We start from the raw sequence: 26,423 nt of genomic DNA on the forward strand, positions 1-26,423 counted from the left end.
CCCGCCCCTTTACTGCCGTTCAGCCGTTACGGCGTGACCTTCTCGATCGTCACGCTGCCGATGCCGGCGGCCGTGCCGCGGGCGTTGACCAGCTGGACCTGGCCGAAGAACTCACGGCCCTCCGGAGCGGCCGCCAGGGCGGTGACGTTCGCGGAGACGTTCGTCGAGTCGCCGGTGCCGAGCTTGACGGCGGCGGTGTCGTCGACGGTGACGGTGCCCAGGGCGTTGGAGAAGAACACGTCCTGGTAGTCGTACGCGGTGGAACCGGACGGCACCGAGTAGCCGATGACCTCGATGGTGTAGGTGCCGGCGGCCGGGGCGGCGACCGAGACGGCCTCCTCCGAGTCGCCGTCGGCCGAGGTGCCGGCCTCGCTGCCGTCGGGGCCGTAGACGACCAGGTCGAGGTCGGCGGCCGCGTCGGAGACGTTGCCGATGACCACGTCGAGGGACTTGGCGCCCTCGGGCACGTCGACCGTGGTGGTCTGGGTGACACCCTCGGTGATGGACGGGCGGGCCGACTTGGCCGAGCCGAGCGGACCGCCGACGAGCTTGCCGTCCAGGGCGGCGAAGTTGTTCGTCACCTTCCAGGAGGCGGCGACCGGGGTGCCGACCTTGGCCTCGGGAACCGTCACGACCTCGGGGTCGAAGGCGGCGCCGAGGACGGAGACGTCCAGCTTGTACGGGTTGTCGAGCAGCGGCGACGTACGGCGCGACTCGACCTCGATCTCCCAGACGCCGGCCTGCGGGTCCGCGTACGCACGCACGTCGGGCTTGCAGCCGTTGCCGTCGAGGTAGTTGTTGTAGCAGTACGGGGTGCCGGTGTTGTCGACCGGAGTGCCGTACGGGTGGATCGCGATGAACCGGGTCTGGCTCTTGTCCTTCAGCCCGCCGATCGCGACCTCCAGGGACTTGGCGCCCTCGGGAACGGTCACGAAGTACGACTGCGTGCTGTTGCGCTGGACGGTGTTCGACGCGGAGTAGGTGTACTTCACCGGCGACGAGACGACGACCGTGTTCAGGATCTGCTTGTCGACGCCCTCGGTGCGCGGGTCGTCGACCTCCAGGATCGCGCTCTTGACGCCGGCGGACGGCGACTTGGCGGCGATCTTCACGGTGACCGGCTTGTTCAGCTCCAGCTTGATGTCGTCGGAGCCGACGATGGAGAAGGTGCCGGAGGCGTTGTTCTCCAGGCTCAGCTCGTGCCACAGCGGACGGTCGGCGCCGGTCGTACGGGTGATGGTGACCTCGTACGACTTCTTCACGCCGGCCTTCAGGCCGCCCTCACGGTCGTAGATGCCGGTGCCGAAGCCCGGCGTCTTCAGGAACTGGTCGATCGCGGTGTCGACCGGCGCCTTGACCGTGTAGTCGTGGGCGGTCGCGCCGTCCTTGATGGCGTCCCAGGCGTCCACGATGTTGATGAGGCCCGCGCCCTCCTCGTACGCCTGCACACCCTTGATGTGGTCGGCGGTCGAGGTCAGGGCGGTGCGCAGGTTCGCCGGGGTGAGCGTGATGCCCTTCTGCTTCGCGGCGGAGAGCAGCAGCGCCGAGGCGCCCGCGGCCTGCGGGGAGGCCATCGAGGTGCCCTGGAGCATCGAGTAGCCGGCCGGCAGCGTGTAGCCCGACTCGGCGACCGGGGAGCCCGGCAGCCAGGTCTGCGTGGTGTTGATGGAGGCGCCCGGCGCGGACAGCGTCGGGGTGAACCCGCCGTCCTCACGCGGACCGCGCGAGGAGAACGGCATCATCGCGTACGACTTCGTCACCGCGGAGCCGTAGTTGGAGGCCCACGTCGCCTTGGAGATGGCCGCGCCGACGGAGATCACCTTGTCGGCCAGACCGGGGTCGCCGATGGTGTTGGCACCCGGGCCGGAGTTGCCGGCCGAGATGACCAGCTGGACGCCGTAGGTGTCGATGAGGCGCGTGTAGAGCTCGGCGCGCGCGTTGTTGCCGTCGTTCAGCGCCGGAAGACCGCCGATGGACATGTTGACGATGTCGACACCGCGGTTGGTGACGAGGTCGATCATGCCCTCGGTGAGCGCGACGTTGGTGCAGCCGCCGGACCAGGTGCAGGCACGGGACGAGACGATCTTCGCGCCCGGGGCCGCGCCGTTCATCTTCCCGCCGAACAGGCCGTTGGCGGAGGTGATGCCGGCGACGTGGGTGCCGTGCTCGGACTCGATGACGCCGATGTTGACGTAATCGGCCTTGGCGCCCGAGGAGTTGTAGACGACGTCCTTGCGGATCTCGACGACGAACGGAATGCGCTCGACGACCTCCGTGGTGGGGTCGTCGGTGCCGAAGTAGCCGATCTGGTAGCCGTCCTTGTACGGCTTCATGGCCACGTCGTCGGTGAAGTCGAGGTTGTCGTTCAGGTCGACGCGGACGGTGCCGGCGGCCGCGTCGTACAGCACGCCCCAGACGTCCGTCTTGTCGCCGTCGCGGTTCAGGTCGCCCGCCATGTCGCCACCGGTGGTGGCGGACTCGGACATGTAGCTGAACTTGTACGAACCCTCGGGCGCCTTGAACGTCTCGGTGCCCTGGCTGGTCGTGGTGATCGAGAACGTCGGACCGGCGACCGCGGTGGTCATCCGCCGCCAGGTGCCGTCGCCGTCGGAGACGGGGTCGGTCGAGGTGACCCAGTCGACGATCTTGCGCTCACCGGTGGTGGTCTTCTGCAGCGCGGGGTGGCCGAGGTCGACGCCGGAGTCGAGGATGCCGATGGTGATCCCGCGGCCGTCCGCCTTCGGGTGGTCCTGCACGAAGTCGACGGCGCCCGTCTCGAAGGACGGGTTGTACGGGTTCTTGGCGGGGGTCTTCTTGTTCGGCCCCGTGTAGGCGCCCGTGGCGCTCGCGGTCGAGGCGGCGCCCTTCGCGGTGTCCGCGGCGGGCGTGGGATCGTCCAGCGCGATCTCCTGCCGCAGGTCGATGCCGTGCACGGAGGAGAGCTTCGCGGCGGCGGCGATGGCCGCGTCCGCCTTGGCGGTCGGCACGGTCGCACGGACGTACCCGAGCTTGTCGTAGGTCTTGCCCACGTAGCCGCCCTTGACCGCGTCCAGCTCCTCGGTGACCTGCTCGGTCTTGCCGGGGGCGGTGGCGACCATCAGCGTGACGTTCTTGTCGCCGTCGGCCTTGGCCTCGGCGAGCAGGTCCGCGTCGTCCGAACCGAGCTTCTCGTGGGCGGACTTGACGCCCGGGTCGGCCGCGGCGGGCGTACCGGAGTCGGCCGAGAAGGCCATGGGTATCGGCCCGGCCGCGGAGAGCGCGGCCACGAGACCGGCGGCCACGGCTATACGCACCACGCGTCTCGCGCTAGGTATCGGTTCGCGCTGGGGGGTGAGGGTCATCGGCATCCCTTGTAGGTAAAGGAACGTGCGGTGGCGACCGGGACCGATCGGTCCTGACCGCGGGGGTCCGGAACGAGGTTCCGGGTGATCGCACAGCTTTACGCATGGGAAGGATGTTTAGGGAGAGTTGACCGAATCGATATGGACGCGTGGGGAAAACCCCCTAGGTCATCCGTGAGTTAACCGGCATACCGGTCCATCCGGCTTCACGGGCAGCGGGGTTACCCCGCCCCCGCGGTGCTTTAGATCCTTGTTGCCATGGCCTGGTCAAACCTTTACGATCTGCTCCGACCAAGATCACAGGGCTTTCACAGGGCGGAGCGTGCCTTGACCATGCTGGACTTCCACTTCCCTAAATGGGGGGTCTGGGCCGCCGCGGCCGTAGCGGTGGCGGCGGTGGCCGGGGGCGCGACCCTGCTGCCGGTCGCCGAGGCCGACACCAGGACCCTGGACTCGGAGCCCGAGGTGATCGCCCACGCCCTGGAGAGCGTGGAGTTCGAGAGCGTCGGACAGATGGCCGTCACCTCGCCCGCCGTGGTCCGCGCGACGGTGACCGCGGTGAACCCCGGACGCATCGTCGGTGCCGACGAGACCGCCGAGCCGGGCGAGGAGACCGCGGCCACCCAGGCCCGAGAGGTGACGCTCCAGGTCAACCAGGCGTTCTCGCCGAACGGCCGTACCACCTTCCCGGCCCCGATCAAGGTCGAGGAATGGGGCTGGGACGCCAGCGGCGACGGCTACCAGGTCAACAACTACAAGTGGAGCGAGGTCGGCAAGGAGTACGTGTTCTTCCTGCGCGGCTCCGCGACCACCGGCTGGAACGTCATCAGCACGGAGGGCCGGGCGGAGATCCTCGCCGACGGCTTCCTCTCCTCGTCCGCCGAGGAGGGCTCGGCGCTGAAGCAGAGCATCGAGAGCTACGACATGCTCGATCTCACGATCTACCTCAAGCGGATCTACGACACCAAGAACCCGCCGCCGGACCTGCCGACCGCCGCCGAGATGCCGGTCGCCGGCCCCTCCGGGTACGAGAACTCGCCGCTTCCGACGGCCGGCGTCACCGCGGAGCCCACCGACCTGGGCACCAACGACGGCTCGGAACCCACCCCGTACCCCTCCTCCACCTGAACCGTCTCCAGCTGAAATGAGAGAGCAAATGTCACGTACGACGCGCCCGCTGTGGGTCGCGCTGGCGGCGGTGCTCCTGGCCTCCCTCTCCTCGCCGGCCCACGCGAGTCACGACGACTCCGGCATGGACCCGGACAACAGGCAGCAGGCCGTCAAGGGCTTCAACCTGACGGTCAAGGGCAAGGGGGCCATGGAGTGGGGCAAGGAGCAGCTCGAACGGAGCGTCATCACCACCTCGTGGGGTGGCGGTGACATCGAGGTCCACGACTACAAGACGGAGAACGTGACGTGGGCGGGGCAGACCAGGTGCAAGGACTGGAACGCGCTCTTCACGTCGTGTGACGTCATCACCATCCAGTTCAACACCGCCATGTACCACGACGACTTCGAGTGGCTCACCATGGGCTGCCACGAGTTCGGGCACACCGGCGACCTCGGGCACCGCAAGGCGTCGAACGACACCGACAACAACTCGTGCATGCGCTCCACGACGGCGGCCTACTACCGGTTCGACCAGCACGACCTCAACGCCATCAAGGCGGGGACGTGATATCCAGGCGGACCCGTCTCGGCGTGGGCGCGGCGGTGCTCGTCGTCGGCCTCGGCGGCGGACTGCTGGGCTACCGGTGGGCGACGGCGGACGACTTCGCCGACGCCAAGGCGCAGGCGGCCTTCTGCCGTACGGCGGAGCCGCTGGATCTCCAGACCGTGAACGACCTGGGCCTGCACGACAAGCACCACATCCTCGAGGATCTGAGCGAGCAGGCGCCCGACGGAGTCCACGACGACTTCGCCGCGCTCCTGGACTGGTACGACCACTTCGATCCCGAGGACGAGAAGGACGCGCGTGCGGCGAGCTTCGCCGTGGGCGAGTTCATCGAGCGCAGCTGCGACGCCATCAACATCGGCGGGGTGCGCGCCGCGGACGGCTGAACGGCGTCCGGACACGGCGAGGGCGGGTTCCCGGCAGGGGGCCCGCCCTTCGCGCGTCAGGGCTTCTGCGTCCGCGCGTAATGGCGTGACGCCTTCGCCCGGTTGCCGCACGCCGCCATCGAGCACCAGCGGCGCGTCCCGTTCCGTGAGGTGTCGAAGAAGTGCAGGATGCACGCCTCGTGGGCGCAGCCGCGGATGCGGTCGGGCGCGGTGGCGAGCAGCTCCAGATAGCCCCGGGCGGCGAGCCAGGCCGGCCCCCAGGCGGGGTCGCGGAACTCGGGGATCTCGCCCGGCCCTTCGGCGGTGAGGGTGGCCCGGATACGGCCATGATCGAGCACGGCGTCCAGCGGAGCCGTCTCGCCCCCGTCGACCGCCTTCCGCAGCGCGTCCCGCGCCTGGAGGGTGTGCCGCAGCGTGGCCGCGTCCGCCGCGAACCGTCCGTCGAGCGCGTTGGCCGCCAGCCATACGGCGAGCCCGTCGGCGTCCTGGAGCAGATCCTGGGCGGCTCCTTCCCGCATCCACCGCGTGTTGAGCAGATCGAGGGCGAGCGGCTCGCCGGTGAGCGGGCGCGGGTCGGCTGACATGCGGGTCTCCTTCGGTGCTAACCACTCAAGGGTACGTGAGGGGTTGCGCCGACCGCGCCTAACCCTTAACTTTATCTAGAGAGGTTAGTCATCCGAAGGGACGCGTCATGACCTTGCGCACCGGCCACATCGGCCTGAACGTCACCGATCTCGACCGCTCGCTCGCCTTCTACCGGGACGTCCTGGGCTTCACACTGATCGCCGAGGGCAAGGAGGAAGGCCGCCGGTACGCGTTCCTGGGCGACGGCACGGCCCTGGTCCTCACGCTCTGGCAGCAGGCGGAAGGGCCGTACGCGAGCGACCGCGCGGGCCTGCACCACCTCGCCTTCGAGGCGGACTCGATCGAGCGGGTGCGCGCGTACGAGGAGGCGCTGCGGACGTACGGCGTCGACTTCGCCTACGAGGGAGTCGTCGCCCACCGCGAGGGCGCGGCGTCGGGCGGCATCTTCTTCCACGACCCCGACGGCACCCGGCTGGAGATCTCCGTGCCGAGCGGCGCGGAGGGGGCGCCGGCACCGGTGGAGTCGGCTCCGACCTGCGGGTTCTTCTAGTCATGGGCGTCTATCACGCGGGCTCGCGGGCGGTGCAGGAACGGGTGGGGGTGCGGGAGCGGGCGGATCATGTGGGTGCCTCGATAGGGGAGGGCATCAAGCCGATCGCCGCCGCGTTCCTGGAGGCGCAGCCCCTGCTGACCGTGGGCGCCGCGGACCCGTCGACGGGCGCGGTGTGGGCGTCCCCGCTCACCGGCCCGCCGGGCTTCGTACGGGCGACGGGCCCGCGCCAGATGTCGGTGACGGGAGGGGTCCCGGCGTCGGACCCGCTCACCGCGGCCCTCGCCGAGGAGGGCACGCTCGTCGGCACGATCGCCCTCGACCCCCGCACCCGCCGCCGTATGCGCCTCAACGGCCGACTCCGGCCCACGGAACGGGGCTTCGCGGTGACGGCGGACCGGGTCTTCGCCAACTGCCCGAAGTATCTCCAGCGGAGGGAGTCGTACGAGGTGGTGGCCGGCCGGGCTGTCGGGGTGCCGCGACGGGAACGGCAACTCTCCTCGGCCCAGGCGGAGTTCATCGCCACGTCCGACACCTTCTTCCTGACGACCGTGCACCCGGACGGCGCCGACACCAGCCATCGGGGCGGCAACCCGGGCTTCGTGAGGGTGGCTTCGCCGGGGGAGCTGAGCTGGCGGGACTACCCGGGCAACTCGATGTTCCTCACCCTGGGCAACCTCGCGGCGGACCCGCGCGCGGGCCTGCTCCTCCTGGACTGGACGACGGGTACGACACTCCAGCTGACGGGCGAGGCGCGCACGGAGTTCGACGCGGCGGGCGGCCGCCGGGTGCGGCTGGCGATCCGGGAGGTCATCGAGACGCCGGAGGCGCTGCCCCTGCGCTGGTCGCCGCCCGCATACTCACCGGCCAATCCACCGCTCGGGGGCTAACGTCCCCCCATGCGCAAGAAGTTGAGGGTGGCGGCCTACGCCCTGTGCGTCCGGGACGATCACCTCCTGCTCGCCCGCTGGATCGGCGACGACGGCCGGCCGGAGTGGACCCTGCCGGGCGGCGGCATGGAGCACGGCGAGGACCCCTACGACACGGTGCTGCGGGAGGTGGAGGAGGAGACCGGGTACACCGTCGAGATCACGCACCTGCTCGGCGTCGACTCCATCCGCCTTGCACAGGCCCGTCGTTGGGGCCGCGGCGTCGACCGCCAGGGCCTGCGCCTCCTCTACGAGGCCCGGGTCACCGGCGGCGAGCTCCGCCCCGAGATCGGCGGCTCCACCGACATGGCGGCCTGGCATCCCCTGACGGAGGTACCCGAGCTGAACCGGGTCGCACTGGTGGACGTGGGACTGACGTTGTGGCGGGAGCGACCGGCGACGGGGCGGGTAACAGGCGCCCGGGATTAGGGCCTGTCCGGCGGATCAAGTCGCAGGAAAGCCGCGGTGCCTCATCGACGCGGGTGAGCGGGGGCGATGGGGGTGCCCCCGCGCGAGGTTGTTCGAGCGTGGGGGAGCGTTGGACTGCAAGGCGGAGGAGGGCGGCGACGCGATGGGGGCCCCTCCCGCTCGAGCGAAGCCGAGAGCGGGGGAGTCGGCAACCGACGACAACGCCGCAGGCCGGCGTGCCAGCCCCCGCGTCTGCGGCATGATCCGCCGGACAGGCCCAAGGCCTTTGGGTCGCCGATGCCGATTCCCTCCCGGGCGGGGCGCTTGTCTGGAATGCTGAACGGCATCGCCATTGCCGAGGGGGACGGCCATGGAATGGTCGATGTCCATCACATACGGGGCGCTGGGCGGCCTGGTCGTGGAGATCGTGGTCTTCTACGGCCGGATCGCGACCTGGCAGGCGGCCAGGCACCGGGCGCTGTCGCGGAACCGCCGCCGCGACAAGCTGCCGCGCTTCGACAAGTACATCGACCCGCCCTCCGACGCGCTGGCCGCCCTGACGCGGATCTGCCTCGGTGCCGGCGCCGGCTGGCTCTTCGCCCCCCAACTGACGGGCGCGCTCGCGACGGTGGCGGTGGGGGCGTCGGCGCCGGCGCTGCTGCGGCAGCTGGGGAGTGCGCGCACGCTCCAGGCGGCGATCGCCGGGACGCAGACGGAACCGGCGACGCCGGCCGGTGAGGAAGTCCTCGAGTCATGACCCGCCACCTCGCGGAACGCTACTGGGCCTCCCTGACGGACTCCCACCCCGAGGCCCTGGATCACCTCGTCGAACACGGCCGCCGCCGGGATCTGCCGCTGTGGCGGCGGTACGTGGCGTCGCTGCTGGACGTCGAGCCGCTCGCCCTCGACGGCGGCGCGGACGTGCGTGCGGAGGAGGATGCGGGTGGGGAACCGGAACCGCCCGCATCCACCTTCTCCTACACCCTCGACACGGACATCGACCTCGGGCGGCCCGCGCCCGCGCGCGGGATCGGCCGGGTGATGGCCGGCTGGGCGCTCGCGGTGGTCTTCGTCGGCGTGGCCGTCCTCGGTTTCTCGCTCCACTTCGGTGCCCGGCAGCAGGTCGTCCCGGTCATCGAGATCGGCGACGCTCCCCGTACGAGCCCGCCGCCCGCGGCACGTGAGGAGTCCGGCGGGTTCGCCTGGGTCCCGCCCCAGGGCTGGCGCCGGGACGTGAAGACCGGTGCCGAGGTGCACTACACCTCTCCTGAAGGCGACCAGGAGGTCGCCGTGAAGTCCTCGCTGGCCCGGGGCGACCTCATGAAGACCTGGAAGGCGTCGGAGAAGAACGCCCGGCAGGGGGAGGGTTACCAGAAGATCCGGCTCGACCCGGCCCGCTTCGAGGGCTGGCCCGCGGTCCTGTGGGAGTACACCTTCACGCTCCAGGGCAAGCCCTGGCGCGCGGTGCTCCTGGGTTTCACGGTGGAGGGGCGGACGTACCAGATCAACACCTGGTACCAGCCGACCGCGACCCAGCCGATGAAGACCTACGAGAAGGTCCGGGCGAGCTTCACCGTGCTGCCGTCGGAACCCTCGACTACCCCGCCAGATGAACAGCCTGTGACCACCGTCCGCCCACCGGACGAGCCCTCGTAGACACTCAGGGTCCCCCAAGATCCACGTACGGTGATCGGTGTTGCGCGTTGCCGTCTCGTTCACGTACAGGTCATCCTCACTGCCAAGCATCCAGAGCGAGCGGGGAATTCGCGTCAGCGAGCGACCCGCGACCACTGCCGACGCGTTCGCACTCGGGGAGACCGCGCCATGTCGCGCACACGCTCTGTCGCCACCTCCGCCCTCGCGGTCAACCGCCGCACCGTTCTCGCCGCCACCGGCGCCGCAGCCGTCTCCGCCGGCGTCGGCTACGCCCTGCGGCCCACCGACAGCCAGGCCGCCACCGCCTCGACGTCCACCGCCGCCGGTTCCGGCATCGCGGCCGAGGCGCCCGTCGCCCAGTCCCGGCAGGCGCCGGCCACCACCCCCCTCGCGCCCTACACCCGCGGCACCACCGTCGCCACCGTCGCCGCCGCCCGCACCTCCTCCGGCTTCCGCCGCCTCGGCAACGGCCCCGGCTGGGCGCGGGTCGTCCGCGGTGACCTCGCCGCGCCGAAGACCGGCCGCGCCGGCCGCCGTACCGCGCTCGCCGCGTTCGTGCAGCTCACCGACATGCACCTCATCGACGCCCAGCACCCGATGCGGCTCGAATACCTGCGCTCGACCGACGTGCACGCCTGGCGTCCGCAGGAGGCGCTGACCGTGCACGGCGCGGTCGCCCTCGTCGAGCGGATCAACGCACTGCGCGGCGGCCCCGTCACCGGCGCCCCGCTGCACTTCGCGATGACCACCGGCGACAACACGGACAACAACGCCAAGTCCGAGTTGGAGTGGTTCCTGAAGGTGATGAGCGGCGGCCGGATCAGCCCCAACTCCGGTGACCCGCGGCGGTACGAGGGCGTCCAGAACAGCGGCCTCAAGCAGTACTGGCAGCCCGACGCCACGGTCCGCGACGCCGACAAGCAGCTCGGCTTCCCGCACCTCGACGGCTTCCTCGCCGCCGCGATCCGCGAGCTCAACAGCCCCGGTCTGAACCTGCCCTGGTACTCCACGGTCGGCAACCACGACGCCATGCCGCTCGGCTGCTACGGCTCCCACGCCGACCCCTGGCTCACCGAGTACGCGGTCGGCGGCAAGAAGCTCATGAGCCTGCCGGCCGCCGAGGCGAAGAAGCTCCAGGACGCCATCAAGACGGCCAAGGACCCCAAGGGCGCCGGCTTCCGCGACCTGCTCAAGGCGCACGCCCGTGACATGCGCGCGGTGACGCCGGACGAGAAGCGGGCACCGTACACGCCGGCCGAGTACGTCAGGGCCCACCTCGACCCGGCCTACCGCGGTGTCGGCCCGGTCGGCCACGGCTACTCCACCGCCAACCTCGACGCGGGCACCCAGTACTACTCCTTCCGCATCGCCGACGACGTCATCGGCATCAGCCTCGACACCACCGACGCGGGCGGCCACTACGAAGGGTCCGTCGGCACGGCCCAGTTGAAGTGGCTGGAGAAGACGCTGACGGACAACAAGGACTCGTACGCGATCCTCTTCAGCCACCACACCAGCCAGTCGATGGACAACACCCGCCCCGACCCGGCCCGCCCCGGCGAGCGCCGCCACAGCGGTGCCGAGGTCGTCGCCCTGCTGGCCCGCCACCGCAACGTCCTGGCCTGGGTCAACGGTCACATCCACCGCAACGACATCACCGCCCACGCGGGCTCCGGCGGCGGCCCCGGCTTCTGGGAGATCTCCACCGCCTCCCACGTCGACTACCCCCAGCTCGCCCGGGTCGTCGAGCTGGTGGACAACAAGGACGGCACGCTCTCCCTCTTCACCACCTGCGTCGAGTCCTCCGCCCCGCACCGCACGGATTTCGCCGACCTCTCCCAGACCGGCCTCGCGGCGCTGTACCGCGAGCTGTCGTTCAACGCCCCGGGCGCGAGCACGACGCTGGGCGGCGGGGCGCGGGACCGCAACACGGAGCTGGTGCTGAAGAAGGGCTGAAAGCCGCTCAACCGGAGTACACCGGTCAACCTTGCCGATACCGGCCGTGTCTCCTCCTCCGACCAGCACGAAGGGCCGGAAGGGGAAGAAGATGAGGACCGTACGGACGACTCTCGTGGCGGTGACGGCGGTGGTGCTGTCGGCGGCACTGGCGGGCCCCGCCCTGGCCGCCCCGAGAGACGGCGGCGAGCACGGTGCGACCCGGGAGGCGATCGAGGCCGCGGTGCAGGACGGCGTGCCCGGCGTCACGGCCACGGCGGGCCGCTGGTCGGCGACGGCGGGCGTCGGCGACCTGCGGACCGGCGCCCCGCGTTCGCCGTACGACCACTACCGCGTCGGCAGCATCACCAAGACCTTCGTGTCGACGGTGCTGCTCCAACTGGAGGCGGAGGGGCGGCTGTCGCTGGACGACACGGTGGAGAAATGGCTGCCGGGCGTGGTGCGCGGCCACGGCCACGACGGCCGGGGGATCACCCTCCGCCGGCTGCTGAACCACACCAGCGGCATCTACGACTACACGTCCGACGACGACTTCGGCCGGACGTACTTCCTGGCCGACGGCTTCCTGAAGCACCGCTACGACACCAAGTCGCCGCGGGACCTCGTGGCGATCGCGATGCGGCACGCGCCGGAGTTCGAGCCGGGTGCGTCGTGGAGCTACTCCAACACCAACTACATCCTGGCCGGGATGGTCATCGAGAAGGTGACGGGACGCCCGTACGCCGCCGAGATCCGCGACCGGATCATCGAGCCGCTCGGCCTGCGTGCCACGTCCGTCCCCGGCACCCGTGTCACCCTCCCGCAGCCCTCCGCTCGCGCCTACTCCAAGCTCGCCGAGACGACGACGGGCCCGACGTACGACGTCACGAAGCTCAACCCGTCCCTGGCGGGTTCGGCGGGCGGCATGATCTCCGACTCCGCGGACCTCGGCCGCTTCTACTCGGCCCTGCTGCGCGGCAGGCTGCTCCCGCCGAAGCAGCTGAAGGAGATGAAGACGACGGTCACGGCGGTGGGCTGGCCGAACGCCGGCTACGGCCTCGGCCTCATCGACCGCGAACTGAGCTGCGGTGTCCACGTCTGGGGCCACGGCGGCGGCATCCACGGCTCCCAGTCGGAGGCGGTCACCACGGCCGACGGCCGCCACACCCTGGCCTTCAACTTCAACGGCGACTGGTCGGGAGACAGCGACGCGGTGATCGAGGCGGAGTTCTGCGGAAGCTAGCGCTCGCTCCGCAATCCTGGGATCACCTGTACGAATACTGGTCATTGACAGCGAGTCGGCGACCGGCGGAGGATCTGCGGCGCCAGCGGTGATCTTTCGGGTGGGGATGTGTGATGTCACGGTCGGTGGAGCGAGTCAGGTCCGTCTCGCAGGGTTTTCTGGAACCCGGTGAGCGGACCCGGCGGGTCATGCTGGCGCAGGGCGGGGTCAGTCCCTGGTGGCGGGCCGGGTTCTTCCTGGTCGGGGCGATGGCGTTCCAGTTGGTCCCGGTGGGCGGGTACGCGGGATTCCGGGGTGCCCTGGGCGGTCTTGCCGGGGTGCTTCTCGCCAACGCGTTCACGAGCCGACGGGTGGTGCTCGAGACCGACCGGGCTGTCGTGGTGCTGCGCTACGGCCGCTTCGGGGTGGTCAAGCCGACCCGGGTGCTGGCGCGGTTGCCGCTGGGAACGGGGATCGGGTCCCTGTCCGGGACCTGGGCGCGCATCGAACTGGCCGGTGAGCGGCTCTGGGTGCACCGGCACTGGCAAGGGGACGCGGCGGCGTTCGTGCCGCCCCGGCTCGGCTAGCGCCGCGGCACACGAGGAGGGGCCGCCCGGTCCCCTCCGCCCGGCGGCCCCTCCTCTTTCCCCCTGATCCCCCCGGTCCGTCACTACCGGGGGAGGACGACCACGTACGCGGCCGGGTCGCGGTCGCCGGACGCCATGAGTGCCGTGCGGACCACGGCCGCCTGTTGCTCCATGGACTCCCTCAGCTTCTTCGGGGTGATGTGGACGACCGTGATGCCGAGGCGCTCCAGGTGTTCGCGCTTGCGGGCGTACTCGGACCACAGCGCGTCCTCGTCCTGGCGGGGGGCGCGGGTGTCCAGCTCGACGGCGACCGCCTGCTCGGGCCAGTACGCGTCCAGGCCGCCGAGGTGCGGGCCGCCGGGCAGGCGCAGGTCGACGTTCCACACCGGGTCCGGCAGACCGTGTTCGCGCACCATCCGGTACAGACGGTCCTCCGCGATCGCCCGCCCCTCGGCGAGCAGGGAGTCCACCGCGTCCACCACATGAGGCCGGGACAGGAGCTTCGCCTGGTTCAACTCGCGCACCACGGCGGCCGGTTCGCAGTGCCCGCCCCGGACGGCCTCGGTGAGCAGACGGCGTACGGCGCCCGCGTCCGTCAGCTCCGACACCGCGTCCGCCAGGGCGCGCGGGACAGGGGCCACCGGGACACCCGTCACCTGCTGCGGGGTCGGGAGGGACGCCGTACGGACGATCCGTGCGCTGCCCGTCGAACGCAGCCGGCGCAGCCGGGGGACCAGGACGTCGATCTTGTCGACCGACATCAGCGGCGGGGAGGAGGTGAAGCCGTGCAGGGTCAGGGCCGCGAGGCCGGTCAGCATCGCCTCCGTGTACGTCGGGGCGTGCGCGTCCTCCGCGCCGGGCTGGGCCGGGACCCCGGCCGGACGCTCCTTCGCCGCGTACATCAGGACCGCGTGCAGCCGCTCCTCGCTGGTGGGCGGGCCGGGGTGGAGCAGGATCACGCCCGGGAGGATCTGCTGCCAGGGGCCGCCGGGACGGCACTGCTCGTTCACGTCGGCCGGCGAGACACCGTGCGTACGCAGCTGCGCCGTCGTCATCACCCGGCGGTGCACCTCGGAGAGGTGGCGGACCGGGCGGGGGGAGAGCGGGGGGACCGGGGTGTTGTGGTTCATGCAGCGGGGATTCCCGCCGACCGACGCCCCTCTAACCGCTGTTACGCGCCTGTCGATAAATGCGGACAAGCCGGTACTAAAGGACGGGTGTTCGGATGCCGAGTAGGCGGCGAAAACCCCTGGTCCGAATGGGTGGGACCAGGGGTTACGGTCATAATTGACTGAATTCCGTAACGGCTACGGACGGCCCAGGCTTTGGCCAGAGATCAGCCCGTCTTCGCGTCGCACTCCTGGCCTCGCAGCGCCCTCGCCAGGTCGTCCCGCGCCTCCAGCACCAGCCGCCGCAGCGCCGGGGGCGCGGCCTCGTGCGCCGACAGCCACGCGTCCGTCGCGTCCAGGGTCTGCGGGGAGTCCTGCAAGGACGGGAACAGTCCGCGCACCACGTCCATGCCGATCTGGATCGACCGGTCCGCCCACACCCGCTCGATCGCCGCGAAGTACTTCTGCGCGTACGGCGCCAGCAACTCCCGCTGCGAGGACTGGTTCCACCCCGCGATCGTCGCCTCCACCAGCGCGTTCGACAGCGCGTCCGACTCCACCACCTGCGCCCACGCCTGCGCCTTCACCGCCGCCGACGGCCGGGAGGCCAGGCAGCGGACCTGGTGGCGCTTGCCGGACGCCGTGTCGTCGCGGGCCAGTTCGGCCGCGAGCACCTCCTCGTCCGCGAGCCCGTGCGAGGCCAGCGGGCCGAGGAACGCCCAGCGCAACTCCTGGTCCACCGTCAGACCGTCGATCTTCGCCGTGCCCTCCAACAGGCCCTGGAGCAGCTGGAGATCGGCCGGGGACGAGGCCACCGACGCGAAGAACCGCGCCCACGCCAGCTGGTGCTCGCTGCCCGGCCCCGCCAGCCGCAGCTCCTTCAGCGCACCTTCGGCGAGCAGCCGCTCACCCGTCGGACGCCACCCCGGCGCCGCATAGTTGACCAGCGACGAGTTCGCCCACGCGTGCAGCATCTGGAGCACACCGATGTCGGACTCGCGGCCCGCGAAGCGCAGCACCAGGTCCATGAAGTCCCGGGCCGGCAGCAGCGCGTCCCGTGTCATGTTCCACAGCGCCGACCAGCACAGGGCACGGGCCAGGGGGTCCGTCAGATCGCCCAGCTGCCGCTTCAGCGTGTCCAGCGACTCCGCGTCGAAGCGGGTCTTGCAGAAGGTCAGGTCGTCGTCGTTGACCAGCACCAGCTCCGGCGCCTCCGCGCCCGCCAGCTCGGTCACGATCGTGCGCGGGCCGTCGACGTCGACCTCCACGCGCGCGTACCGCTCCACGGCGCCCTCGGGAGTACGCCGGTACAGGCCCACCGCGACCCGGTGCGGGCGCAGTTCGGGGTGCGACTCCGCGGCCTCCTGGAGCACGGCCAGCTCGGTGATCCGGCCCTCGGCGCTCAACAGCACCTGCGGGGTGAGGGAGTTGACGCCCGCCGTCTGGAGCCATGACCTCGACCACGCCGCCATGTCCCGGCCGCTGGTCTCCTCAAGGACCGACAGCAGGTCACCGAGGCGGGTGTTGCCGTACGCGTGGCGCTTGAAGTAGCGCCGCGCGCCCTCCAGGAACGCGTCCTGGCCGACGTACGCCACCAGCTGCTTGAGCACCGAGGCGCCCTTGGCGTACGTGATGCCGTCGAAGTTGAGCTTGGCGTCCTGGAGGTCGCGGATGTCGGCGGTGATGGGGTGCGTGGAGGGCAGCTGGTCCGCGCGGTAGGCCCAGGCCTTGCGGCGGTTGGCGAAGGTGATCCAGGCGTCCTTGAAGCGGGTCGCGCCGACGTTGGCGAACGTGCCCATGAAGTCCGCGAAGGACTCCTTCAGCCACAGGTCGTCCCACCACACCATGGTGACCAGGTCGCCGAACCACATGTGCGCCATCTCGTGCAGGATGACGTTGGCCCGGCCCTCGTAGGACGCCTGTGTCACCTTGCCCCGGAAGATGAACTCCTCGCGGAAGGTCACCAGGCCCGGGTTCTCCATCGCCCCGAGGTTGTACTCGGGCACGAACGCCTGGTCGTACTTCCCGAAGGGGTACGGGTAGTCGAAGTGGTCGTGGAAGAAGTCCAGGCCCTGCTTGGTGACGAGGAAGACGTCGTCGGCGTCGAAGTGCGGGGCCAGACCCTTGCGGCACATCGCGCCGAGCGGGATCTCCAGGCGGGTCCCGTCCTCCAGCACCCGCTCGTAGGAGTCCGTCACATAGTGGTACGGACCCGCCACGACACAGGTGATGTACGTGGAGATCGGCTTCGTCTCCGCGAAGCGCCACACGCCGTCCGTGTGCGTGGCGACCCCGTTGCTCCACACCGTCCACCCCTCGGGCGCCCGCACCTCGAAGCGGAACGGGGCCTTGAGGTCGGGCTGCTCGAAGCACGTAAGGACACGGCGGGAGTCGGCCGGCTCGTACTGCGTGTAGAGGTAGACCTCGCCGTCCTCGGGGTCGACGAAGCGGTGCAGGCCCTCACCCGTGCGGGAGTAGGCGCACTGGGCGTCGACGATCAGCTCGTTCTCGGCGGCGAGGTCCTCCAGGGTGATCCGGGAGCCGTCGAAGACCTCGCCCGGGTCGAGATCACGGCCGTTGAGGGAGACGGAGGTCACACTCGGCGCGATCAGATCGGCGAAGCTGGTGGCGCCGGGCTCGTTGCAGCGGAACCGGAGCGTCGTCACGGAACGGAAGGTGCGCGGAGACCCGTCGCCCTCCCCGACGGCCGAGCGGACGTCGAGGGACACCTCGTACCCGTCGACGGACAGCAGGGCGGCCCGCTCCCGGGCCTCGTCGCGGGACAGATTCTCACCGGGCACAGGCGGCACTCCCTCAGATCGACAGCGAGCGGTGTTCGGTATGTGGACAGCACCGATCCTGCCATGTGCCCCTGACGGGCGGGAGGAGGGAATGGGGTGGGGTGGCACGACGTTGTCCCAGGGAATCGAACAATTTCCTGAGGAGACGCATGTCCGAGACCAGCTCCGCGAAGACGCCCGTCGACTTCTGGTTCGACCCGCTGTGCCCCTGGGCCTGGATGACCTCCCGGTGGGTCCTCGAGGTGGAGAAGGTCCGGAACATCGAGGTGCGCTGGCACATCATGAGCCTGGCCGTGCTGAACGAGCCGAAGATCGACGAGCTGCCCGAGGAGTACCGCGAGCTCCTTGAGACCAAGGCCTGGCAGCCGATCCGGGTGGTCACCGCGGCCTGGCAGAAGCATGGCTCCGACATCCTCGGCCCGCTGTACACCGCGCTCGGCACCCGTATCCACAACGAGGGCCAGGGCCCGACCCGCGAGGCCGTCGAGGGCGCCCTGGCGGACGTCGGCCTGCCCGCCGACCTGATCGGGTACTTCGACCAGAAGGACTTCGAGTTCGACGCCGAGCTGCGCGCCTCCCACAAGGAGGGCATCGACAAGGTCGGCCAGGAGGTCGGCACCCCGGTCATCGCCGTCCCCGGCGACGACGGCGAGCAGATCGCCTTCTTCGGCCCGGTCGTCACCCCCGCCCCCAAGGGCGAGGCCGCGGCCCGCCTGTGGGACGGCACCCTCGCCGTCGCCTCGGTCCCCGGCTTCTACGAGATCAAGCGCACCCGGACCAAGGGCCCGGACTTCAGCAACCTGTAGGTCACCGTCATTCCGCGTCGGCGGCGGGCTCCTTCTTGAACTTCTCGGGGAGGAGCCCGCTGTCGTTGATATGGCCGATGCGGAAGTAGGTCAGACAGCCGGCGGCCGTGCACCGCCAGAGGTCGTGCACATAGGTGCGGCCACCCTCCGCGCGGGCCCAGGCCTTCTCGGCCGCGTCGAGCTTCTCGAACTCCTGCATGCCACGGCAGGTCCGGCAGTACCGGCTGATCGTCACAGACCCCTCCTCGCCATCACCGCCAGATCCGGGAAGTCGGTCACCACCGCGTCGACCCCGAGTCCGTAGTACAGCGCGTATTCGGCGAACGCGTCCCCGAAATCGCTCGCTCCGCTCCCGCGCCGGAACTCCACCGGCAGGAACTGGTTCTCCGCGCGGAAGGTGTACGGCCCCACCCGCAGCCCCGCCGCATGGGCGTCCGCGAGGAGGCTCGTGCCGAGGAGGGAGGACTTGTCCGGGCCGATCCAGTCGGCGTACTCCGCGATCTCCGCCAGGCCCGCTGGGGACATCATGTCCCGGTACGTGGTCGAGGGCAGGTCGTACGGCCCGCCCGTCGTCCCCAGCGCCTGCCACAGCGGCACGCCGAGTCCCGTCATCCGCCGCAGGCTCGTCGGCTCGAAGGACTGGACGACGCACTCGCGGGCCGTCAGCCGGTTACGGCGGATCGCGGACGCCAGCTTCGGCTCCAACTCCAGGCCGATTCCCCGGAAGTACGTCGGATGCTTGGTCTCCGGGAAGACGGCGACCGTCCGGCCGTACGCCTTCGACAGCCGGCGGGCCAGCTCCACCACCTCCTGGAACGTGAGGATCTCGTCCCGGCCGTCGAAGACCGTGTTGCGGTTGCGGAGCGCGGGGAGGCGTTCGACCGCCCGCAGGGTCTTCAGCTCTGCGAGCGTGAAGTCCTCCGTGAACCAGCCGGACACGGAACGGCCGTCCACCGTCTTCGTCGTACGGCGGTCCGCGAACTCCGGGTGCGCGGCGACGTCGGTGGTCTGCGAGATCTCGTTCTCGTGCCGGACGACGAGGACGTGGTCCCTGGTCGGGACCAGATCCGGTTCGATCCAGTCGGCACCCGTCTGGACGCCGTACGTGTAGGCCGACGCCGTGTGCTCGGGACGCCAGCCGGCCGCGCCGCGGTGGCCGATGACCAACGGGCCCCGGTGCGGGCGGGCTTGGGCGGGCAGGGCCGCGGCCACCGGGGTGGCGGCGGCCGCGAGCAGCAGGGAGCGACGTCTCAGGCGCATGTGATTCCCTTTCGTCGGCGGATTGTTCAACCGCGCGCCCGGTCACGGGCCGCGGCCAGCCGTGCCAGATGGTCGGCGTAGCCCTTCGCGTAGTACGCGGCCCGCCCCGCGTCCGGCTCCACGACCGCCGTCGGCCGGGTCCATGCGTCGGTGTCCAGGGCGATGCCGTACCGCTCCGCCGCCGCCAACACCGCGCCCCGCGCCCCCACTTCACCCTCGACCACCCGCAGCGGCCGGCCCAGTACGTCCGCCAGCAGCCGCATCCAGGCGGGGCTGCGGGTGCCGCCGCCGCACACGGCCAGCGTGCCGGTCAGGCCCGCCGCCTCCAGGCAGTGCCGGGCCGCGTAGCCGATGCCCTCGCAGGTCGCCCGGATGAGATCGGCCGGGGTCGACTCCAGGGAGACGCCGGTGAGTTCGGCGCGGAGCCGGGGTTCGACGAAGGGGGCGCGTTCACCGGAGGGCGCGAAGTAGGGGAGGACGCGGACGCCGTGTGCGCCGGGCGGGGTGTCGGCGAGGAGGGTGTCGACCTCGTCGTGGGCCACGCCCGTCGTCTTCAGCACCCAGTCCAGGGCCGCCGTGCCGACCATCGCCGGCATCGCGCGCAGCCAGTGGCCGGGGCGGTCGGTGGAGATGTGGAGGCCGGCCGGTTCGCCGGACAGGTCGAGGCCGGTCGTGGCGACCAGGCTGGCCAGACAGGTCCCGACGATGAGCAGGCCGTCGCCGGGGCGTGTGACACCGGCACCGAGGGCGCAGGCCGCCAGGTCGTAGGGGCCGTTGGCCAGGGGGGTGCCGGCGGGCAGGCCCTCGCCCTTCGCCCCGCCCGTCGCCACCGGGTCGCTGACCGGGGCGAGCAGGCCGCGGCGGTGGGTCAGGCCGAGGAGTTCCACGACCCGGTTGTCGTAGGCGCGGGTCCTCGGGTCCAGGAACGGCATCGACGCGTCCGAGACGTCGGTGGTCGCGCGGGGCGCCCCGGTCAGCCGCTGGAACACCATGTCCTTGCAGTAGACGGCCGCCGTCGCCCTGTCGAGGGACTTCGGGTCGTGGCTGTCCAGCCAGGCGAGCAGGGGGCCGGGACAGCCGGGGAACATCGCGCTGCCGGTGCGGCGGAAGACGGTCTCGAAGGTGCCGTCCGCCAGCCAGCGGTCGACGAGCTCGGCCGCCCGCCCGTCCATCCAGGAGACGGCGGACCGAACGGGCCGCCCGTCCCGGTCCAGCAGCCACACACCGTCGCCCTGGCCGGTGAGCCCGGCCAGCTCCACCTCCTCACCGCTCACCTCCTCCAGGACGGCGACGACGGCCGCGTACACCTCCCGCATGTCCTGCTCCACGAACCCGTCACGCATCCCGAGGCCCACCGACCGTGCGGCGACCTTCAGCTCCCGCCCCTCTCCGTCGAACGCGGCGGCCTTCACCGTGGACGTACCGACGTCGATCCCGATGTACATCGCAGGCTCCCTATGACTCGGTCCGTCAGCTCAGCGAGTGCGCCAATGGTTCCCCCCTGGCCCAGCGCCCTACCTCCGCGGCTGCCGTCGCCGCAGCCTTTTCGGCCACCGCGCGGCTCGCGCCGCCCAGATGCGGGGTGAGGACGACACGGTCGCCGAGCCCGGGGTCGAGCAGCGGGGAGCCCGGCGGCAGCGGTTCCCGCTCGTAGGTGTCCAGCGCCGCCGCCGACAGGTGTCCCCGCTCCAGCGCGGCGCACAGCGCGGCCTCGTCCAGGAGGGGACCGCGGGCCGCGTTCACCACCACCGCGCCGGGCGGGAGGAGGGACAGTTCGCGGGCGCCGATCAGGCCCCGGGTCTCCGGGGTGAGACGGGCGTGCAGGGTGATCGCCCCGGACCGGGTGAGGAGTTCGTCCAGGGACGTCATGCGCAGCCCGTGGATCTCGCCCCGCACATAGGGGTCGTAGACCATCACCTGCGCGCCGAAGGCGCACAGCGCGCGGGCCACCCGGCTGCCGACCGCGCCGTAGCCGACCAGGCCGACGGGGAGGTCCTCCAGTTCGAGGCCGCTGTGTTCGTAGGTGTAGTACGCCGAGCCCTTCCAACTCCCCTGCCGGGCCAGCAGGTCGTGGGCCTGCGGGATGCGGCGGAGGGCGGCGAGGAGCAGGCCGATGGTGAACTCGGCGGTGGCGGCGGCGTTGCGGCCGGGGGTGAAGCAGACACGGACGTCACGCGTCCTGGCGGCGTCCAGGTTGACGTTGACCGGGCCGCCCCGGCACACCACGACCAGCCGCAGCCGCCCGGCGGAGTCCAGGACCCGTTCGGTGACCGGTGCCATCTGGGTGACCAGCACCTCCGCGCCGTCCTCCAGGGCCGCGATGACCTGGTCCGGCGTACCGCACGCCTCCTGGACCTCGGCCACCGGACCGAACGGCTCCAGGGGCCAGCCCAGGGTCAGTTCCCGTACGTCCACGGCTTGTTCGGGCAGTTCATGGGCCAGGGCCCGGGCGATCAGCCGGGGCTGTACGAAGTGGTCACCGGCCGCGACGATCCGCAGGGGGTCACTCATCGCAGGCTGTCTCCCGTCTCGGCGTCGAAGACTTGCGTCAGGTCCCGGTCCGCCACGACCCGCACCCGGTCGTCGTGGGCCAGTCGTACGTCCGGGTCGGTCACGACCACCAGGGGGCGGTCCACGCCGTCGAGCGCCAGGGTGGCGATCCCCGACTCCAGCAGGGGCTCATGGGCCACGACCCGGGCGGGCAGGGCACTTACGGCGTCCGACAGCCGCAGGTCCTCCGGGCGGATCCCGAGGACCAGCTCCCGGCCCTCGGCCACGGCGACGGGGAGCGCGAGGCGGACACCGTCCGACAACCGGGCGTGTGCGTCGGCGGTCGCCGTGCCCGGCAGGAGGTTGATCGCCGGCTCGCCGACGAAGTCGGCCACGAAGACATTGGCCGGACTGTCGTAGATCTCGTACGGCGTGCCCAGTTGCTGGATAACACCGTCCTTCATCACGGCGATCCGGTCGGCGAGGGAGAGGGCCTCCTCCTGGTCGTGGGTGACCAGGATGGTGGTGTGGCCCAGGTCCCGCTGGATGCGCTTGAGTTCACGGCGGGTGGTGTCGCGCTGACCGGCGTCCAGGTGGGAGAGCGGCTCGTCCAGCAACAGTACGTCCGGTTCGCGGACCAACGCCCGCGCCAGGGAGACTCGTTGCTTCTGGCCGCTGGACAGGGTCGCGGGGCGGGCGTCGAGGATCTCCGTCAGGCCCACCCGCCCGGCGATGTCGGCGACCTTGCGGGAGACGTCGGCGCGGCTCGACCCGCGCCGCGCCCGCAGCCCGAACGCCAGGTTCTCCGCCACCGTGAGCGGCGGGTACAGCGCGTAGTTCTCGAACGCCACCCCCATGTTCCGGGCCTGCGCCGGGGCCGAGATCACCGACCGGCCGTCGACCAGGATGTCCCCGCCGGTCACCGTCTCCAGGCCCGCGATCATCCGCAGGGTGGTGGACTTGCCGCAGCCGGACGGGCCGAGCAGACCCAGCAACTCGCCCGAGCGCAGGATGAGATCGAGGCCTTGGACGGCGTGCACCGGCGGCCGGCCGCGCGAGCGGTAGGTCTTGCGCAGATCACGTAGTTCCAGCCGGGTCATGGCCGCCCCTCGTCACACAGACCTCGTAACGGACCTTGTGCTCGTCCAGGTCGCGCAGCGCGTCCGCCGGTGCCCCGTCGTCGACCAGGAGCAGGTCGAAGCGGGAGAGGGGGGCGACGCGGTGCAGGGCGGCCCGGGCGAGCTTGGTGTGGTCGATCAGCAGGACGTTGCGGGCGGCGGAGTCGAGCATCGCCCGCTTCACCGACACGATGTGCTGCTCCTGGTGGTAGGCGTACCCCCCGTGCACGGCCGACGTGGACGCGAAGCAGACGTCCACCCGCAGGGCCTCGATCGCCTCGACGCAGGAGACGCCGAGGAAGGAGGAGTGCAGGGGGTCGTAGTCGCCGCCGAGGGCCATGAGGTGGATGCCGCGCTGGTCGGAGAGGAGGTTGATGGCCTCCAGGAAGTTGGTGACGACGGTGAGGGGCGTGATCTCGCCGAGGCGCAGGGTCCGCGCTATCTCCAGGGTCGAGGTCGAGTCGTCCAGCATGATCGCCATGCCGGGCTCGATCAGCCCCACCGCGTGTGCGGCGACGGCGGCCTTCTCGGCGCGCATGGCTTTGAGGCGGTACTGCACGTTGGACTCGAAGACCCCGGACGGCTGAGCGGTCACGCCTCCCCTGAACTTCCGTACGATTCCCTGCCGTTCGAGCTCGTCGAGGTCACGGTGGATGGTCATCAGGCTCACCCCGAACCGCTCGGCGAGTTCCGCGGCGGTCGCCGAGCCGTCGGCGAGGACCTGCTCGGCCATGGCGGACTGGCGGGCCGCGGGACCCTGCTGTGCGCTGTTGTTCATCGTTTCCCGATCCGTCGTCCTGGGCGCTGCGGCCGGTCGGCCTCGAACAGCAGCAGGTTCTCAGGCCGGACCTTCAGCCGTACCGGATCGTCGGGACGCAGACCGGTGGTGTCGGCCCGGGGCGCCACCAGGGACACGCGTTGCTCGCCGACACGGACGGTGACCTCGACGGAGCGGCCGAGGACCTCGGTGACGTAGACGGTGCCGGTGAGTTCCTGGCCGGGGCCGTGCAGGGCGAGGTCACGGGGGCGGATGCCGACGACGACGTCGGTGCCCTCCTCGGCCGCTCCCCGTAGGGGCAGCTCCACCTTGCCGTCCGCCGACCGGAAGCCGCCCCCGCTGACGGTCCCCGGCAGCAGATTGATCCGCGGCCGTCCGAAGGCGCGGGCCACCTCCGTGTCGTAGGGCCGGTACCAGATCTCGTCCCGTGTTCCCGTCTGGACGATCCGGCCGTCCCGGATGACGCCGATCCGGTCGCCGAGCGCCAGCGCCTCGACCGAGTCATGGGTGACGTAGAGGGTGGTCGTGCGCCGCACGGCGCCGATGGCCTTCAGCTCGGCACGCATCTGCTGGCGGAGCTTGGCGTCCAGGTGGCTGAGCGGCTCGTCCAGAAGGAAGGCGCGGGCCGGGCGGACGAGGACCCGGCCGAGGGCCGTGCGCTGGCGCTGGCCGTTGGACAGCTCGCCGACCGGCCGGTCCAACAGGCCGTCGATGCCGAGGAGTTCGGCGACCGTACCGATCGTCTTCCGGGCCTCGGCGGGCGGCACCCGGTACCGGGGCGAGCGGAGCGGCGAGGCGAGGTTGTCGTAGACCGTGCGGTGCGGATAGAGGGCGTAGCTCTCGAAGCACATCGCCACGCCCCGGTCGTAGGGCTCCACGCCCCGCATGTCCTGCCCGTCGATCTCCACCGTGCCGGAGTCGGGGAGTTCGAGCCCGGCGACCGTCTTGAGGGTGGTGGTCTTGCCGGCTCCCGAGGGGCCCAGCAGACAGAAGAACTCGCCCTCCCGCACGTCCAGTTCGAGCCCGTCGAGCGCGGTGACCCGGCCGTACGTCTTCGTCACGCCCCGCAGCCCGATCATCAGGACTTCACCGCCCCGAAGGACAGGCCCCGCACCAGATACCGCTGGATCAGCAGGGCGAGCAGCAGGGGCGGCACGACCGAGACCAGCGCCGCCGCCGCGGTGAGGTTGTACTTGGGCCGGTCGCCGCCGAGGAAGGAGAGGGCGCCCACGGTCACCGTCTGGGCCTCGTTGGAGGTCAGGATGAGCGGGAAGACGAAGTTGTTCCAGGCGAAGATGAAGGCGAGCAGCGACACCGCCGCGATCCCCGGCCTGACCAGCGGCAGGGCCACCTTGAAGAAGGCCTGCTTGCGTGAGTAGCCGTCCAGCAGGGCCGCCTGCTCCAACTCCGGTGTCAGATCGGCGAAGTACGACCTCATGATCCACACGATGAGCGGCAGGGTGACCAGTTGCAGGACCCAGATCATGCCGACGTACGTGTCGAAGAGGCCAAGCTTCTCGTAGAGGACGAACAGCGGGATGATCACCGTCAGTTCGGGGGCGAAGCGGAAGGAGAGGAGGGTGAACATGAGGTTCTCGGAGCCCTTGAAGCGCCAGCGCGCGGAGGCGTACGCGGCCGGCAGTCCGACCAGCAGGGACAGCAGCACCGCCCCCAGCGACACCACCAGGCTGTTGCCGAAGAACCGCACGAACGGGATGCCCTCGCTGTCGCCGAGCACCGTGCGGTAGCCGTCGAGGGTGGGGGAGAAGGAGAAGTAGGTGCTGAAGAGCTGGTTCGCGGGCTTCAGGGAGAGGATCAGCATCCACGCGACCGGGAAGAGCGCGAAGACGAAGTAGAGGATGAGAGCGGCGTCCGCCAGCCATCCCGACAGGCGTTTTCTGAACGTCACTTGGCCTCGGCCGCCTTCCGCTGGATCTTCCCGAGATGGCGTACGAGGACCATCGCGGCCAGGTAGACCACGGCCCACAGCACGATCGTGTAGCTGATGCCGAAGCTGTACCGCTGGAAGCGGATCGCCTCCAGGTACGCCCGGATCTGGAGGACCATGGTCGAGTCGCCGGGCCCGCCCTCGGTCAGGGCGTAGATGATGTCGAAGACCTTCAGCGAGTCCATGAACCGGAAGATCACGGCGACCAGGACGTACGGCCAGAGCATGGGCAGGGTCAGCCGCCGGAAGGTGTACCACCAGCGGGCGCCGTCCACGGCCGCCGCCTCGAAGGGGGAGGTGGGCAGCGACCGCAGACCCGCCAGCGCCAGGATCGCCACGAACGGCGTGTAGACCCACACGTCCACGGCGATCGAGGACAGCAGTGCGCCGGTCGGGGTGTCCGTCCACTGCACGCCGCCCAGCCCGAAGGGTCTCAGCAGGTGGTTGACGACTCCCACCGACGGCTGGAGCATCAGCTTCCAGATGATCGCCGCGATGACCGGGGCGATCATCAGGGGCAGGATCAGGATCTTCTCCAGCACTCGGCCGACGAGGGACGACCGGTGCAGCAGCAGGGCCACGGCGACACCGAGGACCGTCTCGACCGCGGCGGCTCCGACCGCGTACAGCACGGTCACCCAGGCCGAGTTCCAGAAGGCGTCCTGGGTGAAGACGGTCCGGTAGTTCTCGAACCGCACCATGTCCGGCTGGGGTTTGCTCGCCGAGAAGTCGAAGAGCGTGTAGTAGAGGCCGAGTCCGAACGGGTAGAGGATCCCGCAGGTCAGCAGCAGCGCGGGCACGATCAGGACGTACGGGCGCAGGGCGAGCCGCATGACAGC

General features: G+C 70.7%; 25 protein-coding genes. 12 read left to right on the forward strand and 13 right to left on the reverse strand.

Annotated features, from left to right (window positions below; translation table 11 throughout):
- Nucleotides 1-26 precede the first annotated feature (26 nt).
- The gene (locus OG885_RS29500) at nucleotides 27-3,341 is read right to left on the reverse strand and encodes a S8 family serine peptidase (RefSeq protein WP_405737074.1); all 3,315 of its coding nucleotides are present in this window, start codon (nucleotides 3,339-3,341) and stop codon (nucleotides 27-29) included.
- Between the two features lie 327 nt (nucleotides 3,342-3,668).
- Here OG885_RS29500 and OG885_RS29505 point away from each other — a divergent pair, with 327 nt between their 5' ends.
- Genes OG885_RS29505 through OG885_RS29515 form a run of 3 tightly spaced genes read left to right on the forward strand, consistent with a single transcriptional unit; the run spans nucleotide 3,669 to nucleotide 5,402 of the window.
- Entirely contained in the window at nucleotides 3,669-4,469 is an 801-nt protein-coding gene (locus OG885_RS29505; RefSeq protein ID WP_405737076.1) for a hypothetical protein, read from the forward strand.
- Between the two features lie 28 nt (nucleotides 4,470-4,497).
- Nucleotides 4,498-5,019: a hypothetical protein gene (locus OG885_RS29510; protein ID WP_399956444.1), complete on the forward strand. Its 522-nt coding sequence runs from the start codon at nucleotides 4,498-4,500 to the stop codon at nucleotides 5,017-5,019.
- Nucleotides 5,016-5,402 carry a hypothetical protein gene (locus OG885_RS29515; RefSeq protein WP_405737079.1) on the forward strand — a complete coding sequence of 129 codons (387 nt, stop codon included), beginning with the start codon at nucleotides 5,016-5,018 and terminating at the stop codon, nucleotides 5,400-5,402. The genes OG885_RS29510 and OG885_RS29515 overlap by 4 nt, the downstream gene beginning before the upstream one ends.
- 56 nt (nucleotides 5,403-5,458) lie before the next feature.
- Here OG885_RS29515 and OG885_RS29520 read toward each other — a convergent pair whose 3' ends face one another.
- Complete coding sequence (locus tag OG885_RS29520) at nucleotides 5,459-5,986, reverse strand: CGNR zinc finger domain-containing protein (protein WP_405737081.1); 528 nt, start codon at nucleotides 5,984-5,986, stop codon at nucleotides 5,459-5,461.
- Nucleotides 5,987-6,093: 107 nt separating this feature from the next.
- Here OG885_RS29520 and OG885_RS29525 point away from each other — a divergent pair, with 107 nt between their 5' ends.
- The 8 genes from OG885_RS29525 (at nucleotide 6,094) to OG885_RS29560 (ending at nucleotide 13,274) form a co-directional block, all read left to right on the forward strand.
- Nucleotides 6,094-6,537 (forward strand): VOC family protein, encoded by a 444-nt coding sequence (locus tag OG885_RS29525; RefSeq protein ID WP_399956436.1) that lies wholly within the window; start codon nucleotides 6,094-6,096, stop codon nucleotides 6,535-6,537.
- Nucleotides 6,538-6,539: 2 nt separating this feature from the next.
- The gene (locus OG885_RS29530; RefSeq protein WP_405737084.1) at nucleotides 6,540-7,427 is read left to right on the forward strand and encodes a pyridoxamine 5'-phosphate oxidase family protein; all 888 of its coding nucleotides are present in this window, start codon (nucleotides 6,540-6,542) and stop codon (nucleotides 7,425-7,427) included.
- A 9-nt stretch (nucleotides 7,428-7,436) separates the two neighbouring features.
- Nucleotides 7,437-7,895 (forward strand): NUDIX hydrolase, encoded by a 459-nt coding sequence (locus OG885_RS29535; RefSeq protein WP_405737087.1) that lies wholly within the window; start codon nucleotides 7,437-7,439, stop codon nucleotides 7,893-7,895.
- 361 nt (nucleotides 7,896-8,256) lie between these two features.
- Nucleotides 8,257-8,631 carry a hypothetical protein gene (locus tag OG885_RS29540; protein WP_405737090.1) on the forward strand — a complete coding sequence of 125 codons (375 nt, stop codon included), beginning with the start codon at nucleotides 8,257-8,259 and terminating at the stop codon, nucleotides 8,629-8,631.
- The gene (locus tag OG885_RS29545) at nucleotides 8,628-9,530 is read left to right on the forward strand and encodes a hypothetical protein (protein WP_405737092.1); all 903 of its coding nucleotides are present in this window, start codon (nucleotides 8,628-8,630) and stop codon (nucleotides 9,528-9,530) included. The genes OG885_RS29540 and OG885_RS29545 overlap by 4 nt, the downstream gene beginning before the upstream one ends.
- A 168-nt stretch (nucleotides 9,531-9,698) precedes the next feature.
- Nucleotides 9,699-11,486 carry a TIGR03767 family metallophosphoesterase gene (locus OG885_RS29550; RefSeq protein ID WP_405737095.1) on the forward strand — a complete coding sequence of 596 codons (1,788 nt, stop codon included), beginning with the start codon at nucleotides 9,699-9,701 and terminating at the stop codon, nucleotides 11,484-11,486.
- A gap of 91 nt (nucleotides 11,487-11,577) precedes the next feature.
- The gene (locus OG885_RS29555) at nucleotides 11,578-12,708 is read left to right on the forward strand and encodes a serine hydrolase domain-containing protein (RefSeq protein WP_405737097.1); all 1,131 of its coding nucleotides are present in this window, start codon (nucleotides 11,578-11,580) and stop codon (nucleotides 12,706-12,708) included.
- Nucleotides 12,709-12,821: 113 nt separating this feature from the next.
- Nucleotides 12,822-13,274, forward strand: coding sequence for a hypothetical protein (locus OG885_RS29560; RefSeq protein ID WP_405737100.1), 453 nt, complete (start codon nucleotides 12,822-12,824; stop codon nucleotides 13,272-13,274).
- Nucleotides 13,275-13,357: 83 nt separating this feature from the next.
- On the opposite strand, the gene OG885_RS29565 is transcribed toward OG885_RS29560, so the two are convergent.
- Both OG885_RS29565 and pepN read right to left on the reverse strand, forming a co-directional pair.
- Complete coding sequence (locus OG885_RS29565; protein WP_405737102.1) at nucleotides 13,358-14,404, reverse strand: hypothetical protein; 1,047 nt, start codon at nucleotides 14,402-14,404, stop codon at nucleotides 13,358-13,360.
- Nucleotides 14,405-14,610: 206 nt separating this feature from the next.
- On the reverse strand, nucleotides 14,611-17,184 hold the full coding sequence (pepN, locus tag OG885_RS29570) for an aminopeptidase N (protein ID WP_405737105.1): 2,574 nt from the start codon (nucleotides 17,182-17,184) through the stop codon (nucleotides 14,611-14,613).
- A 149-nt stretch (nucleotides 17,185-17,333) separates the two neighbouring features.
- Between pepN and OG885_RS29575 the strand changes: the two genes are divergently transcribed.
- Nucleotides 17,334-17,990, forward strand: coding sequence for a DsbA family protein (locus tag OG885_RS29575; protein WP_405737107.1), 657 nt, complete (start codon nucleotides 17,334-17,336; stop codon nucleotides 17,988-17,990).
- 7 nt (nucleotides 17,991-17,997) lie between these two features.
- Here the strand turns inward: OG885_RS29575 and OG885_RS29580 are convergent, their stop codons facing one another.
- From OG885_RS29580 to OG885_RS29620, 9 genes are read right to left on the reverse strand one after another with little or no spacing between them, the layout of a single operon-like run.
- Nucleotides 17,998-18,225, reverse strand: coding sequence for a hypothetical protein (locus OG885_RS29580; RefSeq protein ID WP_405737110.1), 228 nt, complete (start codon nucleotides 18,223-18,225; stop codon nucleotides 17,998-18,000).
- Nucleotides 18,222-19,250, reverse strand: coding sequence for a glycerophosphodiester phosphodiesterase family protein (locus OG885_RS29585; RefSeq protein WP_405737112.1), 1,029 nt, complete (start codon nucleotides 19,248-19,250; stop codon nucleotides 18,222-18,224). The genes OG885_RS29580 and OG885_RS29585 overlap by 4 nt, the downstream gene beginning before the upstream one ends.
- 26 nt (nucleotides 19,251-19,276) lie before the next feature.
- A complete protein-coding gene (locus tag OG885_RS29590) occupies nucleotides 19,277-20,695 on the reverse strand; it encodes an FGGY family carbohydrate kinase (protein WP_405737114.1) in 1,419 nt (472 codons plus the stop codon).
- Nucleotides 20,696-20,720: 25 nt separating this feature from the next.
- Nucleotides 20,721-21,761 (reverse strand): 2-hydroxyacid dehydrogenase, encoded by a 1,041-nt coding sequence (locus tag OG885_RS29595; RefSeq protein WP_405737117.1) that lies wholly within the window; start codon nucleotides 21,759-21,761, stop codon nucleotides 20,721-20,723.
- Nucleotides 21,758-22,840, reverse strand: a complete 1,083-nt coding sequence (locus OG885_RS29600; protein ID WP_405737119.1) for an ABC transporter ATP-binding protein — start codon at nucleotides 22,838-22,840, stop codon at nucleotides 21,758-21,760. Before OG885_RS29600 ends, OG885_RS29595 begins: the two co-directional genes overlap by 4 nt.
- Nucleotides 22,818-23,636: a DeoR/GlpR family DNA-binding transcription regulator gene (locus tag OG885_RS29605; RefSeq protein ID WP_405737121.1), complete on the reverse strand. Its 819-nt coding sequence runs from the start codon at nucleotides 23,634-23,636 to the stop codon at nucleotides 22,818-22,820. Before OG885_RS29605 ends, OG885_RS29600 begins: the two co-directional genes overlap by 23 nt.
- Nucleotides 23,633-24,715, reverse strand: a complete 1,083-nt coding sequence (locus OG885_RS29610) for an ABC transporter ATP-binding protein (RefSeq protein WP_405737124.1) — start codon at nucleotides 24,713-24,715, stop codon at nucleotides 23,633-23,635. Before OG885_RS29610 ends, OG885_RS29605 begins: the two co-directional genes overlap by 4 nt.
- Nucleotides 24,715-25,545: a carbohydrate ABC transporter permease gene (locus OG885_RS29615; protein ID WP_405737126.1), complete on the reverse strand. Its 831-nt coding sequence runs from the start codon at nucleotides 25,543-25,545 to the stop codon at nucleotides 24,715-24,717. The genes OG885_RS29610 and OG885_RS29615 overlap by 1 nt, the downstream gene beginning before the upstream one ends.
- Nucleotides 25,542-26,417, reverse strand: a complete 876-nt coding sequence (locus OG885_RS29620; RefSeq protein ID WP_405737129.1) for a carbohydrate ABC transporter permease — start codon at nucleotides 26,415-26,417, stop codon at nucleotides 25,542-25,544. The genes OG885_RS29615 and OG885_RS29620 overlap by 4 nt, the downstream gene beginning before the upstream one ends.
- Nucleotides 26,418-26,423: the final 6 nt, after the last annotated feature.

Source organism: Streptomyces sp. NBC_00028 (assembly GCF_045041065.1).
Classification (GTDB): Bacteria; Actinomycetota; Actinomycetes; order Streptomycetales; family Streptomycetaceae; genus Streptomyces.

Bases quoted from the DNA above. Each gene is read 5' to 3' on its own strand.
- OG885_RS29500 (WP_405737074.1), bottom strand. From the start codon at position 3,341: ATGACCCTCACCCCCCAGCGCGAACCGATACCTAGCGCGAGACGCGTG.
- OG885_RS29510 (WP_399956444.1), top strand. From the start codon at position 4,498: ATGTCACGTACGACGCGCCCGCTGTGGGTCGCGCTGGCGGCGGTGCTC.
- OG885_RS29520 (WP_405737081.1), bottom strand. From the start codon at position 5,986: ATGTCAGCCGACCCGCGCCCGCTCACCGGCGAGCCGCTCGCCCTCGAT.
- OG885_RS29525 (WP_399956436.1), top strand. From the start codon at position 6,094: ATGACCTTGCGCACCGGCCACATCGGCCTGAACGTCACCGATCTCGAC.
- OG885_RS29530 (WP_405737084.1), top strand. From the start codon at position 6,540: ATGGGCGTCTATCACGCGGGCTCGCGGGCGGTGCAGGAACGGGTGGGG.
- OG885_RS29535 (WP_405737087.1), top strand. From the start codon at position 7,437: ATGCGCAAGAAGTTGAGGGTGGCGGCCTACGCCCTGTGCGTCCGGGAC.
- OG885_RS29540 (WP_405737090.1), top strand. From the start codon at position 8,257: ATGTCCATCACATACGGGGCGCTGGGCGGCCTGGTCGTGGAGATCGTG.
- OG885_RS29545 (WP_405737092.1), top strand. From the start codon at position 8,628: ATGACCCGCCACCTCGCGGAACGCTACTGGGCCTCCCTGACGGACTCC.
- OG885_RS29550 (WP_405737095.1), top strand. From the start codon at position 9,699: ATGTCGCGCACACGCTCTGTCGCCACCTCCGCCCTCGCGGTCAACCGC.
- OG885_RS29555 (WP_405737097.1), top strand. From the start codon at position 11,578: ATGAGGACCGTACGGACGACTCTCGTGGCGGTGACGGCGGTGGTGCTG.
- OG885_RS29560 (WP_405737100.1), top strand. From the start codon at position 12,822: ATGTCACGGTCGGTGGAGCGAGTCAGGTCCGTCTCGCAGGGTTTTCTG.
- OG885_RS29565 (WP_405737102.1), bottom strand. From the start codon at position 14,404: ATGAACCACAACACCCCGGTCCCCCCGCTCTCCCCCCGCCCGGTCCGC.
- OG885_RS29575 (WP_405737107.1), top strand. From the start codon at position 17,334: ATGTCCGAGACCAGCTCCGCGAAGACGCCCGTCGACTTCTGGTTCGAC.
- OG885_RS29585 (WP_405737112.1), bottom strand. From the start codon at position 19,250: ATGCGCCTGAGACGTCGCTCCCTGCTGCTCGCGGCCGCCGCCACCCCG.
- OG885_RS29590 (WP_405737114.1), bottom strand. From the start codon at position 20,695: ATGTACATCGGGATCGACGTCGGTACGTCCACGGTGAAGGCCGCCGCG.
- OG885_RS29595 (WP_405737117.1), bottom strand. From the start codon at position 21,761: ATGAGTGACCCCCTGCGGATCGTCGCGGCCGGTGACCACTTCGTACAG.
- OG885_RS29600 (WP_405737119.1), bottom strand. From the start codon at position 22,840: ATGACCCGGCTGGAACTACGTGATCTGCGCAAGACCTACCGCTCGCGC.
- OG885_RS29605 (WP_405737121.1), bottom strand. From the start codon at position 23,636: ATGAACAACAGCGCACAGCAGGGTCCCGCGGCCCGCCAGTCCGCCATG.
- OG885_RS29610 (WP_405737124.1), bottom strand. From the start codon at position 24,715: ATGATCGGGCTGCGGGGCGTGACGAAGACGTACGGCCGGGTCACCGCG.
- OG885_RS29620 (WP_405737129.1), bottom strand. From the start codon at position 26,417: ATGCGGCTCGCCCTGCGCCCGTACGTCCTGATCGTGCCCGCGCTGCTG.